Below are 16,708 nucleotides of genomic sequence, written 5' to 3'. Positions count from 1 at the left end.
AATAACTACTCATCGAAAAATCCTGCCTTGTTCTCAAGCCTTTTTCCTGCGCTATTTCTGATCACTTATTTACTGTGATTGGTATTATTTTATCTCGCCGGTTACATTAACCATTTCCACCAAATAAAGACGGCCAGAAAACCAAATAGATAGATCAAACCTACAATCGATAACCATTTGAGCTTTTTACCAACGGCGAGCGCGGCGGGTAGTGGTGTTTTAGTGACTAGAATGTAGTTCAATAGCGCAAATATCGGTGTGGTCATGAAGGCCATGATCATCGCAAAATTTAGCATTGGCATTAATGCTGATGCCCAAAATGCAATAATTCCCAACGCCAATGCAGAGACAATGATAACCCACACTTGATAGTGACGTGGGCTCTCCGTTTGCTGGTTTTGCAGTAAACGCTGAGCTTCAGCAATCACACGCGAATAACCATCAATTACCGTAATCGTACTGCCAAAAATACAGAAGAAAGCGATCACGGCAATCAGATAGCGCGCCCACTCTCCGATCGTTGAGGCATAGAGCCCGACTAATTGATGAGAGAAACCGACGCCTGACTGTGAGAGTTCTACACCAGTACCGTGTAGAACCAAAGCCCCTAATGCTAAAAAAACAATGGCCAAAATAGCGGTACCGATGTAGCCGACATTGAAATCAAATAGCGCTGATTGCGGCGTGACTTGTTGCTCACGACACTGACGTTTGAGCCAAACTGACGTGATACTTGAAATTTCAATTGGCGCAGGCATCCAACCCATAGTGACCACCAAAAAGCCAATCGCCGCTAAGGTCCAAGGAGAAGGTGAGGTTGTTTCGACCACAACTTGCGCTGGGTTAACGGCTGCAATAACAACAGCAAGTAAGGTGGCAATGGTCAATACTGCCATGATAACTTTTGACAGTGAATCAAGCGCCCGGAAATGGCCAGCAAAGAGAATGACCAAACAAGTGACTAGCACCACGGTAGATAAAATGACAGTACTCAGCTCAAACGGTACAAAGTAGGCAAGTAAACTGGCACTAAACAGCAATAAAGCAGCGGTGTTGATGATGGCTGAGACAACGCTGAGTACCATAAATACCCACAGATAAGCGCGCCCTAGTTTTGCATATCCTTGTACTAGGCTTTGACCTGTGCCCATTGTGTACTGGATACCTGCTCGGAAAAAAGGATATTTCAAGAGATTAACAAGCAGGATCATAATGGCTAATTGCCAACCGTAAATTGCGCCAGCTTTGGTTGAAGCGACAAGGTGTGAACCGCCAACAGCGGCCGCTGCCATCATAATTCCGGGGCCGAGAGAGCGGAGCAATTGCGGTAAGGTCAAACTTTTAACTGCTTGATAAGGGACGGCGTTTTCCATTCTTGTTCCTTGAGTAATGTTGTGTTTTTCATTGATCTGTCGATTATGATTTATTATTTTCGACTTTTGTCTTGCGTTTAATGTCAAGATACACATTCAATATCACACTGATTTAATCTGTCAATTTATAATTACACCCTATGGCTCATTTCTACCTTGACCGATTTTTAGCGAGGGGGATTGATACAAGCATCTTGAGTCAGTTTCGTTATATAATGCGCCGATTTTTTTTGGAGACCTCTTATGGCGATGCTTGAATACACACCACCGACCGATCCTTGGATCGATATCGTCTATGAAGATGATCATATCCTAGCGGTGAATAAGCCTTCTGGGCTACTTTCGGTTCCCGGTCGATTGCCAGAACATCACGACAGTATGTGGAGTCGCTTGGCTGAACAATATCCGGATATACAAGTCGTGCATCGTTTAGATATGTCGACATCAGGTCTGATGTTACTGGCAAAAAATAAGTACGCCGAAGGCGCATTAAAAAAACAATTTCAGTATCGCTTAACGCATAAGATCTATTACGCACGAGTGTGGGGAAATGTCGAACTTGATGAAGGTGTGATCGAATTACCTTTGATTTGCGATTGGCCAAATCGTCCTAAACAGAAAGTATGCTTTGAGGATGGAAAACCATCGAAAACCTTATATCAAGTAGCGAAAAGGGAAGAAAAGACGACAATTGTACGCCTTCTTCCTGTTACTGGACGTTCACATCAATTGCGTGTTCATATGCAAGCATTAGGTCATCCAATCGTGGGTGATGAATTTTATGCAACAGAAGAGGCAAAAGCATTTTCTGATCGTTTAGAATTGCATGCCGCGGAGCTGAGTTTTTATCATCCTAAGAGTTATTGGCTACGCAACATTTTTGTCGGCTGTGATTTTTATCCCGATGCACAAGAGCAAATTTTGCAACACTTTGATCCTGAGCGAAAATTACCTGATTATAAAACGCTGCCTCGACCATAATTTGCTGTGGGTAGCGACAAGGAGCTGATATGTCATTACCCACTGTTGTGTTTCTCGATAGAGCGACAATTCCTGCGCAGATTCACTTGCCAACGCTGCCTTTTGCCCACCAATGGCTTGAGTTCGACTTTACCTCTACCGAGCAAGTGCTAGAACGCTTGTCACAAGCCGATATCGTGATCACCAATAAAGTGATACTCGATAAATCCTTACTTTGTCAGTGCCCTAAATTGCGCCTCATTGCAGTCTCTGCAACTGGGGTGAATAACGTTGATGTTGAATATTGCCGTGAAGCGGGAATAGCGCTGGCTAATGTTCAGGGTTATGCGACCCGTTCAGTGCCAGAGCATGTTATTGCAATGATTTATGCGTTAAGACGCAACCTGTTTGCCTACCATCAAGATATTGCCAATGGAGAATGGCAGCGTAATAAACAATTTTGCTTTTTTACTCACCCGATAGGGGATGTCGCAGGTTCAACACTTGGTGTGGTCGGCAGTGGTGCGCTTGGACAGGCGACAGCGACGTTGGCACGAGCGATTGGTATGCAGGTGATATTTGCTGAACGAAAAGGTGCTGAATTATGCCGACAAGGTTTTATGCCCTTCGAGCAAATGCTGGCTGAGGCGGATGTTGTGAGCTTGCATTGCCCACTGACCGATCAAACCCTTAACCTGATTGGTGAACAAGAGCTGGCGATGATGAAACCTAACGCATTGTTGATTAACGCTGGCCGTGGTGGCTTAGTGGACGAAAGCGCGTTGGTTATGGCGCTTAAAACAGGGCAGATCGCTGGAGCAGGGGTGGATGTATTCAGTCGTGAGCCCGCAAATAAAAGCAATCCACTACTAGCTAATTTGGAACTACCGAATCTATTATTAACACCGCACGTTGCGTGGGGCAGTGATTCAGCTATTCAACAGTTGGCTAATATCTTAATGGATAACATTGCTGCGTTTGAGCGTGGAGAGAAACTGAATCGAGTGGTGTGATTGGTATTAGCGCCATAAAAAAGGTCGGTATTTTTATACCGACCTTTTGCGTTTTAGTGGTTAGTGAGCCTGCTATTTATAGGGCTGCAATGGTTGCTTTTTGCTCTTCCAGTTTAATCAGTGTCTCTTTATAGCCGTCAAGCTTACCACGCTCAGCTGCAACGACAGCTTCTGGTGCTTTAGCGACAAAGCCTTGGTTGCCAAGTTTGCCTTCGATGCGTTTGATCTCACCTTGAGTTTTGGCGATCTCTTTTGCAAGACGATCAAGCTCAGCATCTTTGTCAATCAAGCCAGCCATCGGGATCATCAGTTCAGATTTACCGACTAGCGCGGTTGCACAAGCTGGCGTTTCTTCACCGTTTTCTAGAACACGCAATGCTTCTAGCTTAGCCAGTGACAATAGAACCGCTTTGTTAGCTTGTAAGCGTGCCGCTTCTTGCTCGCTTGCTGCTTTTAGCATCACGTTTAGAGGCTTACCTGGGTTGATGTCGTATTCCGCACGCAGGTTACGAATACTGGTAATAAACGCTTTCACCCACTCGATATCATCAAGTGCTTCTTGGTTGAAGTTAGCTTCATCATACTGAGGCAATGCTTGCAGCATAATAGTATCGCCTTCCACACCATCAACCATTGGTTTCACGCTTTGCCAGATAGTCTCTGTAATGTACGGAATCACCGGATGAGCTAAACGCAACGTTTTCTCTAAAACCGTAATAAGGGTACGACGTGTAGCACGTTGCTGCGCTTCGGTGCCTTTCCACAGTACTGGTTTAGTCAGTTCTAAGTACCAGTCACAGAATTGGTTCCAGATGAATTCGTAAATTGTATTCGCTGCCATATCCAAACGGAAGTTGTTGATATGGTTATTGAACTCTTTTGCTGCCAGTTCAAATTGCGATTCAATCCATTTGTCTGCTAGTGAGTACTCAAGTTCGCTACCTGCAGCAAAGCCACAGTCTTGCTCTTCGGTATTCATCAACACGTAACGGCTTGCATTCCATAACTTGTTACAGAAGTTGCGATAACCTTCTAGGCGTTTCATGTCCCAGTTGATATCACGGCCAGTTGAAGCCATGGCAGCCAAGGTAAAGCGTAGTGCATCAGTACCATAAGCTTCGATGCCGTCTTCAAAGGTCTTACGTGTGTTTTTCTCGATCTTAGCGGCGAGCTGAGGCTGCATCATGTTGCCACAACGTTTTTCAACCAAAGATTCAAGGTCAATACCATCGATCATATCGATAGGATCAAGCACATTACCTTTTGATTTCGACATTTTGTCACCGTTTTCATCACGGATAAGGCCGGTGACGTAAACAGTTTTGAATGGAACTTGTGGTTTGCCGTTCTCATCTTTACAGAAGTGCATGGTCATCATGATCATGCGAGCAACCCAGAAGAAGATGATGTCGAAACCAGTAACAAGGACGTCTGATGGGTGGAATGTTTTTAATGCGTCAGTATTTTCTGGCCAACCTTGGGTACCAAATGTCCAAAGTGCTGACGAGAACCACGTATCGAGTACGTCATTGTCTTGGTTTAGTACAATCACTGGGGCAAGGTTGTGTTTAGCGCGAACTTCTTCTTCAGTACGGCCAACATACACATTACCATTGTTGTCGTACCATGCAGGAATGCGGTGACCCCACCAAAGTTGACGAGAGATACACCAGTCTTGAACATCACGCATCCAAGAGAAGTACATGTTTTCGTACTGTTTTGGTACGAATTGGATTTCACCATCTTCAACAGCTTTGGTTGCGACTTCCGCTAGTGGTGCTGTGCGCACATACCATTGGTCGGTTAGCATTGGTTCGATAACCACACCACCACGGTCGCCATAAGGAACCGTTAGGTCGTGATCTTTAATTTCATCAAGCAGACCAAGCTCTTCAAATTCAGCAACGATAGCTTTACGCGCAGCAAAACGCTCCATACCCTGGTACTTGGCTGGGAGCTCGCTGCTGTATGCATCGCTTGCTTCACCATTGGTGGTGAAAACTTCTGCTGCGTCACGGATGTTGGCATCAAAAGTTAGGATATTGATCATTGGTAGTTGGTGGCGTTTACCAACTTCATAGTCGTTAAAGTCGTGAGCTGGAGTGATCTTCACACAACCCGTGCCCTTTTCCATATCAGCATGTTCGTCACCGACAATTTTGATGCGACGATCAACGATAGGCAGGATGATCTCTTTACCAATCAGTGCTTGATAACGAGGATCTTCTGGGTTTACCGCTACGCCAGTATCACCAAGCATGGTTTCAGGACGTGTGGTTGCAACGACAATGTAATCTTTACCATCGGCTGTTTTTACGCCATCCGCTAATGGGTAGCGGAAGTGCCACATGTGGCCTTTTTTATCTTTGTTTTCAACTTCGAGATCAGAAATCGCAGTGTGCAATTTTGGATCCCAGTTAACAAGACGCTTACCACGGTAAATTAAATCATCTTCGTAAAGACGAACGAAGACTTCTTGAACCGCATTTGAAAGACCTTCATCCATTGTGAAGCGCTCGCGATCCCAGTCTACAGATGCACCTAGACGACGTAGCTGTTTGGTGATAGTACCGCCAGATTCGCCTTTCCATTCCCAGATTTTGTCGATGAACGCCTCACGACCGTAGTCATGCTTGGTTTTGCCTTCTTCTGCGGCAATTTTACGTTCAACCACCATTTGAGTAGCAATACCGGCGTGGTCTGTACCCACTTGCCATAAGGTATTTTTGCCTTTCATACGCTCACAGCGGATCAAAGTATCCATAATGGTGTCTTGGAATGCGTGACCCATATGAAGGCTACCAGTGACGTTCGGTGGCGGGATCATGATGCTGTACGCTTCTTTTGATGTGTCACCGTGAGGCTTAAAGTAGCCGTTCTCTTCCCAAGTCTGATACAGAGCTTGTTCGATTGCTGTTGGGTTATATGTCTTTTCCATAGTGCTCTTAAATGGGTACTGTGAATGATTAATCTTAGTCAAACTTTATAAGTGAAGAATCTTGTTTAAGATCGCCTTAACTATAAGGTTTAACTTATGGATGTTGGATCTCGATTGTTTGCAGCTGATAGCCAGCTTGTCGGTAGATTTTATACCTTTCGCGAGCCAGTTGCTTTGCTTTTTCTTCGCAGGGGACGAAGTCTACCACCTCTGTAAAGGCGTTCGCAAAGGTTGTATGATTATCCGCCACATTTATTACCAGTTGGCGATTCCAATTGGGTTTTACCCCTTGATAGCCAATTTCAATATTGGTTGAGTATTTAGGGCCTTCTCCGGCGAGATTATGCGCGACGAAATTTTCTGGTAATACTTGCCACAGGTGTTCTGCAAATTGTTCAGCATGAGTTTTATCATGGCAATGCAAATACACTTTAGCGCCTTGTTTGGCAAAGTGATGAGTAAGGAACAAGACGTATTGTTCGAACCCCTCAAGCTGAGCCTGAGGACTATTTTCATTCACAATGTAAAAAGTAGCTCGTTGCATTTTATTGCCTAATGATCAGTTACTCATCAACAAAAAAGGGCCTTGCGGCCCTTTTCAAATTTTGAGGTTTATTCCTCAGCCTCTTGGCCACTGCGATTCAATAAGAATTGGACGAGCAATGAGACCGGGCGACCCGTTGAGCCTTTAGCCGCACCTGACTTCCACGCTGTGCCTGCGATGTCCAAGTGCGCCCAATTATATTTCTTAGCAAATTTAGATAAGAAACAACCAGCGGTAATTGTACCACCAGGGCGGCCACCGATATTTGCCATATCGGCAAATGGACTTTTCAGCTGTTCATGGTATTCGTCTGCCATTGGTAGACGCCATGCGCGATCGCTTGCTTGTTCTGAAGCGTTAACCAATTCGTGTGCTAACGGGTTGTGGTTTGAAATGACACCACTGATATGATGACCTAGAGCGATGACGCAAGCACCAGTCAGCGTTGCTACGTCGACTACGCAATCGGGTTCAAAACGCTCAACGTAAGTGAGTGCATCACAAAGCACTAGGCGACCTTCGGCATCAGTATTGAGTACCTCAACGGTTTGGCCTGACATAGTAGTAAGAATATCACCTGGGCGGTAAGCATTGCTGCCTGGCATATTTTCACAGCCAGCCAATATACCCACAACATTTAATGGTAGGTTTAATTTCGCGAGTGCTTTCATTGCACCAAAGACAGAAGCCGCGCCACACATGTCATACTTCATTTCATCCATGCCTTCGCCTGGTTTCAATGAAATGCCGCCTGAATCAAATGTTAGACCTTTACCCACCAATACGATTGGTTTCGCATCTGGGTCTGGGTTGCCTTTGTACTCAATGACCGACATCATCGATTCATTTTTTGAACCACGACCAACCGCTAGGTATGAGCTCATACCTAGTTTTTCCATCTCTTCTTCACCAATAATTTTGGTTGATACTGTCTCGTAATCGTCAGCTAAGCGACGAGCTTGAGAAGCAAGATAGGCTGGGTTAGCAATATTTGGTGGCATATTGCCAAGATCTTTAGATGCTTTCACACCAGAAGCGATAGCCAGACCGTGCGAAATGGCACGTTCGCCTAAGTTAAGCTCACGGCGAGTTGGTACATTAAAAACCAATTTACGCAGTGGACGACGAGTTTCTGGTTTTGCACTCTTAAATTGGTCAAAGGTATATAGGCCATCTTTCGTTGCTTCAACGGCTTGGCGTACTTTCCAGTAAGTATCACGGCCTTTGACGTGCAGTTCCGTGAGGAAACAGACAGCTTCCATTGAACCCGTTTCATTAAGTGTGCTAATAGTTTTTTGAATGATTTCTTTGTATTGACGTTCGCCTAATTCACGTTCTTTACCACAACCAACCAGTAAAACGCGCTCAGAAAGAACACCTGGTACTTGATGCAGCAGTAGCATCTGGCCTGGTTTACCCTCGAGATCACCACGACGAAGTAGTGAACTAATATAGCCATCGCTGATTTTATCAAGCTGCTCTGCTACTGGAGAAAGGCGGCGTGGTTCGAACACTCCCACAACGATACATGCGCTACGTTGTTTCTCTGGACTGCCACTTTTTACACTGAACTCCATGCGTACTCCTACATCCTGAAGACAAATAGAACTAAATGTTAGATAATGCGCTCTTAGTTGTTGAATCCATGTTTGGATCTACTATTAATTGAACGGGCTAACAGTTAGTGAAAATTTTAAAAATAAAAGGTTCAACGGGAAATTATAGTGATTCAATCAAAAAAACAAGTTTTGTATAGGTAATTTCAGCGTGATTATTGTTAGATATTTGATCCGCGAGACACTCAAGAGCCAATTTGCGATCTTTTTTGTGCTTTTTTTAGTGTTTCTGAGCCAAAAATTTATAGAAGTTTTGGCTGATGCTTCTGCTGGTGAAATTCCTGCCCGGATGATTTTCTCTATTGTGGCGTTAAAAATGCCTGCGATGGGGCTATTAATGCTGCCTTTAAGCCTTTATATCGGCATATTACTGACTTTTGGTCGTTTATACGCGGAAAGCGAAATTACCGTGATGAATGCCACCGGGATTGGCAATAAGTTCTTGATTCAGGGTGCATTATATCTTGCTGTTATTACCGCGGGTACTGCTGCATTTAATGCGTTTTGGTTGGCACCATGGAGCCAAGATAAGTACGCTCAATTGATAGAACAACTAGCAGCGGAAAACAGCGTTGATTTATTACAACAAGGTCAGTTCCAACGTACCCCTGACGGCTCTTCTGTTGTATTTATCGATAGTGTTGAAAATAAGAAGCTGTACAACGTGTTTGTTGCTCAACTGGCTCCACGTGATTCTATTTTACCAAGTGTGATGTTTTCGAATTCAGGCGACGTCAAAGAACTGAGTGATGGCCGTCAAATGATTACCATGTATGAGGGAACTCGCTATGAAGGGGTGCCGACTCGTATTGACTATATGATTACGGAATTTGATGAATACGAAGGGCTTATCGGGCAACGTGAAGTAAAACCTAAAGGTCGTGATTGGGAAGCTTTGCCTACGTTAAAGTTAGTCTCGAGCTCAAATACGAAAGCGCAAGCGGAACTACAATGGCGAATTTCGCTTGTTGTTTGTATTCCGCTGTTAACGATGTTGGTTGTGCCACTTTCTGCCGTAAATCCTCGTCAAGGTCGTTTTGCAAAAATGGGACCTGCGATTTTAATTTATCTTGCCTACTTCCTGACGCTCAGTGCCACAAAATCAGCGATTGAAGATGGTTCACTTTCTAGCGTTATTGGTATGTGGCCAATTAATGCCGCATTACTTATTGCTGCAATTTTGGTGAATACACTGGACAGTGTGCCAGTGAGGCGCTTTAAAGATAAGCTCAGACAGAAGAGGGTGGTATAAGTCGTGTTTAAGATTTTAGATTTATATATTGGCCGCACTATCATTGTAACCACCTCTTTAGTGCTGATTGTTTTTGTTGGTTTATCGGGCATTATCAAATTTGTTGATAATTTGAGACACGTAGGTAAAGGCGGGTTTGACCTGTTGCAAGCGCTGTTCTTTGTTATTTTGAGTGTCCCCCGTGACATTGAGATGTTTTTCCCGATGGCGGCCTTACTTGGAGCCTTGATCGGCTTAGGGATGCTGGCGGCAAGCTCCGAATTGGTCGTGATGCAGGCGGCAGGAGTGTCAAAACTTGATATCGGCTTCTCTGTTTTGAAAACAGCCGTTCCGTTGATGATCATAATTACTGTTCTTGGGCAATGGGGGGCACCTCAAGCTCAGAAGTTAGCTCGAGACTCTCGCTCTTTTGCGATTTCAGGTGGCAGTATCGTTTCGGTACGAAGTGGTGTTTGGGCTCGTGATGCGAACGATTTTATTTTTATTGGCAAAATAGATAACGATAAGCTCTATGGATTGAACATGTGGCGCTTTGATAACAATAAGAAATTACAGAACATCTTTTTTGCCAAAGAAGCCGATTATGACAAAGATAATCAATGGATAATGAAAGATGTTCAAATTACCGATATGCGCGATGAAATTGTCATTTCTAAGCAGCAATTGCCAGAGTATCAATGGACGACATCGCTTGCTCCCGATAAGTTAGCGGTTGTAACCGTTAAACCTGAAGAGCTCTCTTTAAGTGGGTTATATGATTATGTCTCTTATCTAAAAGCTTCTGAGCAGGACTCATCTCGTTATGATTTGGCGTTGTGGCGTAAGATCACTCAACCGTTTTCTATTGCAGTGATGATGCTGATGGCACTTTCATTTATTTTCGGTCCATTACGTAGTGTCACTATGGGGGCAAGAATACTGTCAGGGGTGATTGCTGGGTTTACGTTTTATATATCCAGTGAATTTTTTGGACCACTTAGCATCGTATACGGGCTTCCCCCCGCATTGGGAGCAATTGCCCCAAGTGTGGTATTTCTTGTGATAGCCGTAATGTTGTTGAGAAGAAAGTTATAGATAAAGAAAAAGGAAGAGCATGTGCTCTTCCTTTTTTTATCTGCTTACTTGGTGTGCTTCAATTAACTTTAGGAAGTACCACAACTTTCGTTTTAGCCCATATATCCTGAAACCCTCGTTTTTCGTGATCAAACGGTACTGTTAAGTTTGATAATCCAAAGCCAGAGGTAAATAAGCGTATTAAGGCTTGAGTGGCACTAATTTGCGTGTCATCGTCATTGACGATCAACAATCTCCAAGCTCTCATACCTAAAGTTTGCCCGGCTCTTGTCCAGAAAAAGACAAAGAAATAAACCCAAACAGCGGCTAAATAGAAAGTGTAAACATAGCTCCATATAGGATGATGGGTCAGCAAATCGCTGACATCATCATATGGGCCGTAACTCATTGCACCGAAAGCCACGAGGGCTTCTAATATCGCGATTACAATGCCTGCTGCCATCATCTCAAGTGCAATGATAATTAGTGCATCATAAAAAAGTGCACCAAAGCGGCGCATTAAACCTGCAGGGGGGAGGGAGGATTTACTACTCATAACGTTCATAGGTCTTTCGAGTTTTCCAAAATTGCAGCAAGCATATAGACTCAAAGTTGCGCTGAAAAGAGAACAAACGCACAGCTTTAATATTTGTGGCTAAAATATCGGCAAACGATTTGTATTTCAATATTTTGCTATTGCACCTCTGCGTTTCTTACGTATAATGCCAACCATCAAAGGGCAAAGCCCCAAGATGCCGGTGTGGTGAAATTGGTATACACGACGGATTCAAAATCCGTTGCCTTCGGGCGTGGCGGTTCAAGTCCGCCCACCGGTACCATATTTAAACGATAAAGCCTCGACGAAAGTCGGGGCTTTGTTGTATACGAGCAATTCAAATCTCTCTTTTTTCTACTTACAATTACATTGAATTCTAGCATTGAGCGTTATGAATTTTCGTTCTTATTCATACAAGTCAAATAGTAGTATCTGCTACGTTCATGCGTAGCGCAATTTATTTATATTAAAGAAACTAGCGTGTATACTTAAGCATGTTAAATGTCGAGAGAAGTATCGTGGATACTGAATGTTAATGAAAAAAATGGCTGCGCCTCTTGATATGCAAATAGGCGCTAGATTTGAAACTAAGAAGCACGGTTATGTAACTGTAGTTGAGTATTATAATACTCATACTGTTATCGTTGCTTTTGAGAATACTGGTAATATTCGTTCTATAACCGCCGCCAAACTTCGTAGTGGGCAATTAACTGATCGTTCTGTTCCACCTCAATCTTTAATGGTTGGTGAAAAGGTTGAATCTGTTAAACATGGCTTACTAACAATAACTCAAGTTGAATCCGAAAATATTGTCGTATTAGAAAATGAATACGGTGAAGAAATTCGCATGCTGTTACCGGCAGTGCAAAAATTAAGAGATAAACTCGAACATACTTATAATGTGCAAGAAAATCCAGTTCTTCCTACATCATTAAGTGCATTAACAAAAAGAAATAAGAAGACAAAAGATGTTAATAGCCTTCTGAAGAAAATCCTTACTGACTATGGTAAGTAGAGATATCTTTATATATCGAGTTGAGAGTAACTCATAATCTAGTCATATCATTTTATATCTATTCATTTCCTCTCTAATATTTACAATGGATTTTCGGTTAGCAGCAGAAATTTTTTTGCTGATAAAACACTCATGATTTAACTTAATGTGTGATTTGCTTCACAGGATCATTTTGGTTTTGTGATGGTGATCTATTAATGTTTTGGGGTTATTTGGATATGATTCATGTCATCTAATAAGCGGGAATGATAGTGATTCCTAAGTTTAACCCTACAGAGATAATAATATGAAAAAGATTATGGTCGTATGCGGAAATGGTCTTGGTACATCATTAATGATGGAAATGGCAGTCAAAGAAGTTGCTAAAAAAATTGGTTTGGAGGCAGAGGTTGATCACGAAGATTTATCTTCGGCAGCATCTAGTCGTGCTGATATCTGGGTTGCAGCAACAGATGTTGCCAATCAGCTTACAGATGCAGGTAAAACAAACATTGTTAGTCTAGCAAATATTTTTGATAAAGCTTCTATTGAAGAGCAATTAAAAAAATTCATCTAAGGAAATAAGTTATGGCTAATTTCTTCGAGTTTATGCTTGGCTTATTAAAAGAGCCGGCAATCATGGTTGGTTTAATTGCTTTTATTGGTTTGGTGGCGCAAAAGTCCGATATTTCAACCATTTTAAAAGGTACGATTAAAACCGTAATGGGTTTCCTAATTTTAGGTTTTGGTGCTGGTGCATTAATAGGAGCTCTAAATAACTTTTCGATTGTATTTACTGAGGCATTTGGTGTAAGTGGTGTAATTCCAAATAACGAAGCCATAGTTGCAGTGGCACAAGAAGCGTTCGGTTATGAAATGGCGCTAATTATGTTTTTTGCATTTGTTGTTAATATATTGTTAGCTCGATTTACTCCTCTTAAGTATATATTCTTAACAGGCCACCATACCATGTTTATGTCGATGTTAGTTGCTGTAATTCTATCTACATCCGGCATGGAAGGGACTGCATTAGTCGCGATAGGCTCTATTTTGGTGGGTACTCTAATGGTTGTAATGCCTGCGATTGGTCAAAAGTACACAGAAAAGGTGATGGGTACCGATCAATTGGCGATAGGTCATTTTTCTACATTATCATATGTAGTGTCTGGCTTTGTTGGTAGCAAGTTTGGTGATACGTCCAAGTCAACGGAGGATATCAACGTACCTAAAAGTCTAATGTTCTTACGCGATACTCCTGTAGCGGTAGCAACGACAATGGCAATTTTCTTTACGTTAGCATCTGTTTTCGCTGGTGGAGAATTTGTAGAGACAATATCGAATGGTCAAAACTGGGTGATATTTACCTTTATGCAGTCACTAACCTTCGCTGGCGGTGTGTATATTGTTTTGCAAGGTGTGAAAATGCTCATTGCAGAGATTGTTCCTGCATTTAAAGGTATCTCAGATAGGCTTGTACCTGGTGCAAAACCAGCTTTAGACTGCCCGATGGTATTTCCAGTGGCTCCTAATGCAGTATTAATCGGTTTTCTATGCTCGTTTGCTGCAGGCCTAATCGCTATGGGGATTCAAGGTGCATTTGGTTGGACAATCATCGTCGCAGGTGTCGTTCCTCATTTCTTCGTTGGTGGTGCTGCTGGTGTATATGGTAATGCAACTGGTGGTCTACGTGGTGCAATTTTAGGCTCATTTACTCAAGGTTTATGCATCTCATTTCTTCCGATGTTACTTCTTCCTGTATTGGGCGGTATTGGTCTTGAAGCTACAACATTTGCTGATTTTGACTTTGGTGTTGTTGGCCTTATTTTAGGGTGGATTGTGTCATGACTCTCCTTAATTTAATTGGTGACAATGGTATTGTTATCTCGACGGAAAAAAACTTAAGTGTCGACAAGGCATTAGATATCACATGCTCAAAATTACTAGAACAGGGCAAAATTGAATTAAGTTATTTAGATGCGATTAAACAAAAGCATAAAGAGATCGGTGCGTACTATGTCTTAGCTCCCAAAATTGCAATGCCGCACGCTCGACCTGAAGATGGTGTGAAGGAAGCCTCTCTTCAGGTGACGGTATTCAAAAATGGCGTTGACCTAGAGTCAGAAGATAACGGTAATGTATATTTTTCCGTCACCTTAGCTGCTATGGACTCGAATAGCCATATTCAAACAATCATGGCTCTGTCTGAATTGTTCCAAAATGATGATGATATCGATGCGATTATCGCTGCAGAGAATGAAGTTGAGATTATCGAGATCCTGAAAAAGTATTAATTATTTACTACTTCCCCCTTTTTCTAGTGGTAGAGCCCTTTCGTACTGGTTAGGGCTTTTTTGATTCTTATCCGGGCATCTCTCCAAACAGATTTAGTGCTTACATTTCGAAAGCGCGCACATTATTGTGCTTCTCTTTTTATGTTGTTGCGTTTAGCAGTCACATTTATATACTCAAATGATAAGTTGAGACTTAACATGTACTTGATTAACGTGTAAATACCGTTTTTAAATGTCGTAACCATTTGACTTAAGGTGTTGTGTAGATTGTGGCAAGCATAAAAATTACTGTAGATAGACTTCAGCCTGGCTTACATATTAGGCTGCCAGTTAAATGGAATGAACATCCCTTCCTCTTTAATAGCTTTAAAATTAAGTCTCAAGAACAAATTCAGTTGATTAAACATTTGGGTATTCAGCACGTATATATTAATCCAGCTCAAAGCGATACACAGCCATTACCGGTTAATAGCCAACTAGAAGAGGTAGTCGAAGAACCTTCTCATGTTGATAGTGAAGCTAAGAAACTATGGGAAGAGAAGCAAAAACGAATTGAAAAGCTCAATGCTTATCGACGTCGCGTTTTAAATTGCGAGAAAGAATTTGAACGTTCATTAGCTCGCATGCGAGCTGTGATGAATAAAATTCGTAATCGCCCAGAAGATGCAGTAGATGAAGCATCTCTTTTGGTTGATGATATTGTCGATAAACTTTTAAGTGAAGATAGTGTCACTTTACACCTAATGAATGGTAAGAGTGAGTTTGAAGATATCTACTTCCATTCGTTGAATGTTTCCGTCATTGCCATGATGATTGGTAAGGCTAAAGGTTACGATGCTCAAAAAATCAAGGAACTGGCATTCGCTGCTCTGTTCCACGATATGGGGAAAATTAAAGTTCCAACTGCCATAGTAAGAAAGAAAACAAAGCTGACGGAACCAGAGTTAAACTATCTTAAGTTGCACACTAAATATGGCTTAGAGATAGCGAGCCATATTGAGAGTTTTCCTGACAGTGCAAAAAAGGTGATAGAGCAACATCATGAGTTAAACGATGGCAGCGGTTATCCACTCGGTTTAAAAGAAGCAGATATTGATGAGTTGTCACAAGTTATTACGGTAGCTAATGCTTTTGATAATCTATGTCACCCCAACATCGTTGCAGAACAAAAAATTCCATACATTGCTCTTTCTTATATGTACAAGCATTGCAAGCACCTTTATAGCAACGAAAATCTCAATATTTTGGTCAAGTTTATGGGGGTTTTCCCACCAGGAACTGTAGTGCAATTATCTAATAATATGGTTGGATTGGTTATTTCCGTGAATGCCCGGCAATTACTATACCCCAATGTCTTGATTTATGATCCTTCGGTACCTAGAACCCAAGCTCCAATCATCGACTTGGCGGATAGAGATTTGAAAATCGTTAATGCGATTTTGCCTCATAAACTGCCTGACAAAATACGAGAATATTTAAATCCTCGTTCTCGGATTTCATATTTCTTTGACAGTGATGACTAATTTCGAATTTGAAGCTGGCTTAACTAGTGTTGGATGAGTGCTTTCTGGTGGTTAATTGAGCAAAAACAAGTGGTTTGTTGGCTTTTTGTTCGCTTGAGTGCTGGGTAGGCAATTTTATAAAGAAATAAGTTGCCATCATATTTTATCTCCCTATAATGCCGCCTCACTGACACGGCACAGCCAGTAAGGGTTCAAGCCCCACTAGCCAGTCAATCAGTAGGCCAAATCGGTAAGACGAAATAATTTAAAAAAGTGTTTGACACAAAAAATTATCTCGCTAGAATGGCCGCCTCTTCCAAGGAAGCCACGGCAACCAAACGAAGAACGCTCTTTAACAATATAAACCTATCAATCTGTGTGGGCACTCGTTGATGATAATCGAAAAAGATTTATCAATGAACTGAGTGACCAATCAGAATCAAGTTTACTTGATTTTGGCACAGTCAATTCATTGTTGTTCTGTTGGAACAACAATAGCTTTAAAATTACTTTTTACTTTCGAGTAAAAACAGTTTTGAAGTCAGTATTCATTGAGCCGGTCTTAGGACCAACAAAACTTTAATTGAAGAGTTTGATCATGGCTCAGATTGAACGC

At 42.2% G+C, this 16,708-nt stretch carries 14 protein-coding genes and 1 tRNA gene; 10 read left to right on the top strand and 5 right to left on the bottom strand.

From position 1 onward, the window contains the following. Window positions 1-101: 101 nt before the first annotated feature. On the bottom strand, window positions 102-1,373 hold the full coding sequence (locus tag HGG78_RS00865) for an NRAMP family divalent metal transporter (RefSeq protein WP_053309448.1): 1,272 nt from the start codon (window positions 1,371-1,373) through the stop codon (window positions 102-104). Window positions 1,374-1,616: 243 nt separating this feature from the next. Between HGG78_RS00865 and rluA the strand changes: the two genes are divergently transcribed. Beyond that, window positions 1,617-2,354 carry a bifunctional tRNA pseudouridine(32) synthase/23S rRNA pseudouridine(746) synthase RluA gene (gene rluA / locus HGG78_RS00860; protein WP_172531831.1) on the top strand — a complete coding sequence of 246 codons (738 nt, stop codon included), beginning with the start codon at window positions 1,617-1,619 and terminating at the stop codon, window positions 2,352-2,354. A gap of 29 nt (window positions 2,355-2,383) precedes the next feature. Next, window positions 2,384-3,346, top strand: a complete 963-nt coding sequence (locus HGG78_RS00855) for a D-2-hydroxyacid dehydrogenase (protein WP_172531830.1) — start codon at window positions 2,384-2,386, stop codon at window positions 3,344-3,346. Window positions 3,347-3,422: 76 nt separating this feature from the next. On the opposite strand, the gene HGG78_RS00850 is transcribed toward HGG78_RS00855, so the two are convergent. The 3 genes from HGG78_RS00850 to pepA all read right to left on the bottom strand — a co-directional run bounded on the left by HGG78_RS00850 (window position 3,423) and on the right by pepA (window position 8,405). Then, entirely contained in the window at window positions 3,423-6,284 is a 2,862-nt protein-coding gene (locus tag HGG78_RS00850; protein ID WP_172531829.1) for a valine--tRNA ligase, read from the bottom strand. Between the two features lie 94 nt (window positions 6,285-6,378). Beyond that, window positions 6,379-6,828 carry a DNA polymerase III subunit chi gene (locus tag HGG78_RS00845; protein WP_172531828.1) on the bottom strand — a complete coding sequence of 150 codons (450 nt, stop codon included), beginning with the start codon at window positions 6,826-6,828 and terminating at the stop codon, window positions 6,379-6,381. 68 nt (window positions 6,829-6,896) lie between these two features. After that, the gene (pepA, locus tag HGG78_RS00840) at window positions 6,897-8,405 is read right to left on the bottom strand and encodes a leucyl aminopeptidase (RefSeq protein ID WP_053309443.1); all 1,509 of its coding nucleotides are present in this window, start codon (window positions 8,403-8,405) and stop codon (window positions 6,897-6,899) included. A gap of 190 nt (window positions 8,406-8,595) precedes the next feature. Here pepA and lptF point away from each other — a divergent pair, with 190 nt between their 5' ends. Next, entirely contained in the window at window positions 8,596-9,696 is a 1,101-nt protein-coding gene (gene lptF / locus HGG78_RS00835) for an LPS export ABC transporter permease LptF (protein ID WP_168520944.1), read from the top strand. Window positions 9,697-9,699: 3 nt separating this feature from the next. Continuing rightward, window positions 9,700-10,770, top strand: coding sequence for an LPS export ABC transporter permease LptG (lptG, locus tag HGG78_RS00830; protein ID WP_168520946.1), 1,071 nt, complete (start codon window positions 9,700-9,702; stop codon window positions 10,768-10,770). 58 nt (window positions 10,771-10,828) lie between these two features. Here lptG and HGG78_RS00825 read toward each other — a convergent pair whose 3' ends face one another. Then, window positions 10,829-11,305: an RDD family protein gene (locus tag HGG78_RS00825; RefSeq protein WP_053309794.1), complete on the bottom strand. Its 477-nt coding sequence runs from the start codon at window positions 11,303-11,305 to the stop codon at window positions 10,829-10,831. 198 nt (window positions 11,306-11,503) lie between these two features. Between HGG78_RS00825 and HGG78_RS00820 the strand changes: the two genes are divergently transcribed. The 6 genes from HGG78_RS00820 to HGG78_RS00795 all read left to right on the top strand — a co-directional run bounded on the left by HGG78_RS00820 (window position 11,504) and on the right by HGG78_RS00795 (window position 16,113). After that, a tRNA-Leu gene (locus tag HGG78_RS00820) sits at window positions 11,504-11,588 on the top strand. Window positions 11,589-11,840: 252 nt separating this feature from the next. Further along, window positions 11,841-12,320: a hypothetical protein gene (locus HGG78_RS00815; RefSeq protein ID WP_241772850.1), complete on the top strand. Its 480-nt coding sequence runs from the start codon at window positions 11,841-11,843 to the stop codon at window positions 12,318-12,320. A 286-nt stretch (window positions 12,321-12,606) separates the two neighbouring features. Next, window positions 12,607-12,876 carry a PTS sugar transporter subunit IIB gene (locus HGG78_RS00810; protein ID WP_053309439.1) on the top strand — a complete coding sequence of 90 codons (270 nt, stop codon included), beginning with the start codon at window positions 12,607-12,609 and terminating at the stop codon, window positions 12,874-12,876. A gap of 11 nt (window positions 12,877-12,887) precedes the next feature. Next, window positions 12,888-14,144, top strand: coding sequence for a PTS ascorbate transporter subunit IIC (locus HGG78_RS00805; RefSeq protein ID WP_172531827.1), 1,257 nt, complete (start codon window positions 12,888-12,890; stop codon window positions 14,142-14,144). Next, complete coding sequence (locus HGG78_RS00800) at window positions 14,141-14,590, top strand: PTS sugar transporter subunit IIA (RefSeq protein ID WP_172531826.1); 450 nt, start codon at window positions 14,141-14,143, stop codon at window positions 14,588-14,590. The genes HGG78_RS00805 and HGG78_RS00800 overlap by 4 nt, the downstream gene beginning before the upstream one ends. Before the next feature lie 269 nt (window positions 14,591-14,859). Then, a complete protein-coding gene (locus tag HGG78_RS00795) occupies window positions 14,860-16,113 on the top strand; it encodes a DUF3391 domain-containing protein (protein WP_172531825.1) in 1,254 nt (417 codons plus the stop codon). Window positions 16,114-16,708: the final 595 nt, after the last annotated feature.

The organism is Vibrio aestuarianus, assembly GCF_012395185.1.
GTDB classification, from domain to species: Bacteria; Pseudomonadota; Gammaproteobacteria; order Enterobacterales; family Vibrionaceae; genus Vibrio; species Vibrio aestuarianus.
The sequence above is the reverse complement of the archived record's forward strand: the minus strand, read 5'-3'. Positions and strand labels throughout refer to the sequence as shown.

What these genes read in the sequence shown, in the direction of transcription:
- HGG78_RS00865 (WP_053309448.1), bottom strand. Translation starts at nt 1,373, where the DNA reads ATGGAAAACGCCGTCCCTTATCAAGCAGTTAAAAGTTTGACCTTACCG.
- rluA (WP_172531831.1), top strand. Translation starts at nt 1,617, where the DNA reads ATGGCGATGCTTGAATACACACCACCGACCGATCCTTGGATCGATATC.
- HGG78_RS00855 (WP_172531830.1), top strand. Translation starts at nt 2,384, where the DNA reads ATGTCATTACCCACTGTTGTGTTTCTCGATAGAGCGACAATTCCTGCG.
- HGG78_RS00850 (WP_172531829.1), bottom strand. Translation starts at nt 6,284, where the DNA reads ATGGAAAAGACATATAACCCAACAGCAATCGAACAAGCTCTGTATCAG.
- HGG78_RS00845 (WP_172531828.1), bottom strand. Translation starts at nt 6,828, where the DNA reads ATGCAACGAGCTACTTTTTACATTGTGAATGAAAATAGTCCTCAGGCT.
- pepA (WP_053309443.1), bottom strand. Translation starts at nt 8,405, where the DNA reads ATGGAGTTCAGTGTAAAAAGTGGCAGTCCAGAGAAACAACGTAGCGCA.
- HGG78_RS00825 (WP_053309794.1), bottom strand. Translation starts at nt 11,305, where the DNA reads ATGAGTAGTAAATCCTCCCTCCCCCCTGCAGGTTTAATGCGCCGCTTT.
- HGG78_RS00815 (WP_241772850.1), top strand. Translation starts at nt 11,841, where the DNA reads ATGAAAAAAATGGCTGCGCCTCTTGATATGCAAATAGGCGCTAGATTT.
- HGG78_RS00810 (WP_053309439.1), top strand. Translation starts at nt 12,607, where the DNA reads ATGAAAAAGATTATGGTCGTATGCGGAAATGGTCTTGGTACATCATTA.
- HGG78_RS00805 (WP_172531827.1), top strand. Translation starts at nt 12,888, where the DNA reads ATGGCTAATTTCTTCGAGTTTATGCTTGGCTTATTAAAAGAGCCGGCA.
- HGG78_RS00800 (WP_172531826.1), top strand. Translation starts at nt 14,141, where the DNA reads ATGACTCTCCTTAATTTAATTGGTGACAATGGTATTGTTATCTCGACG.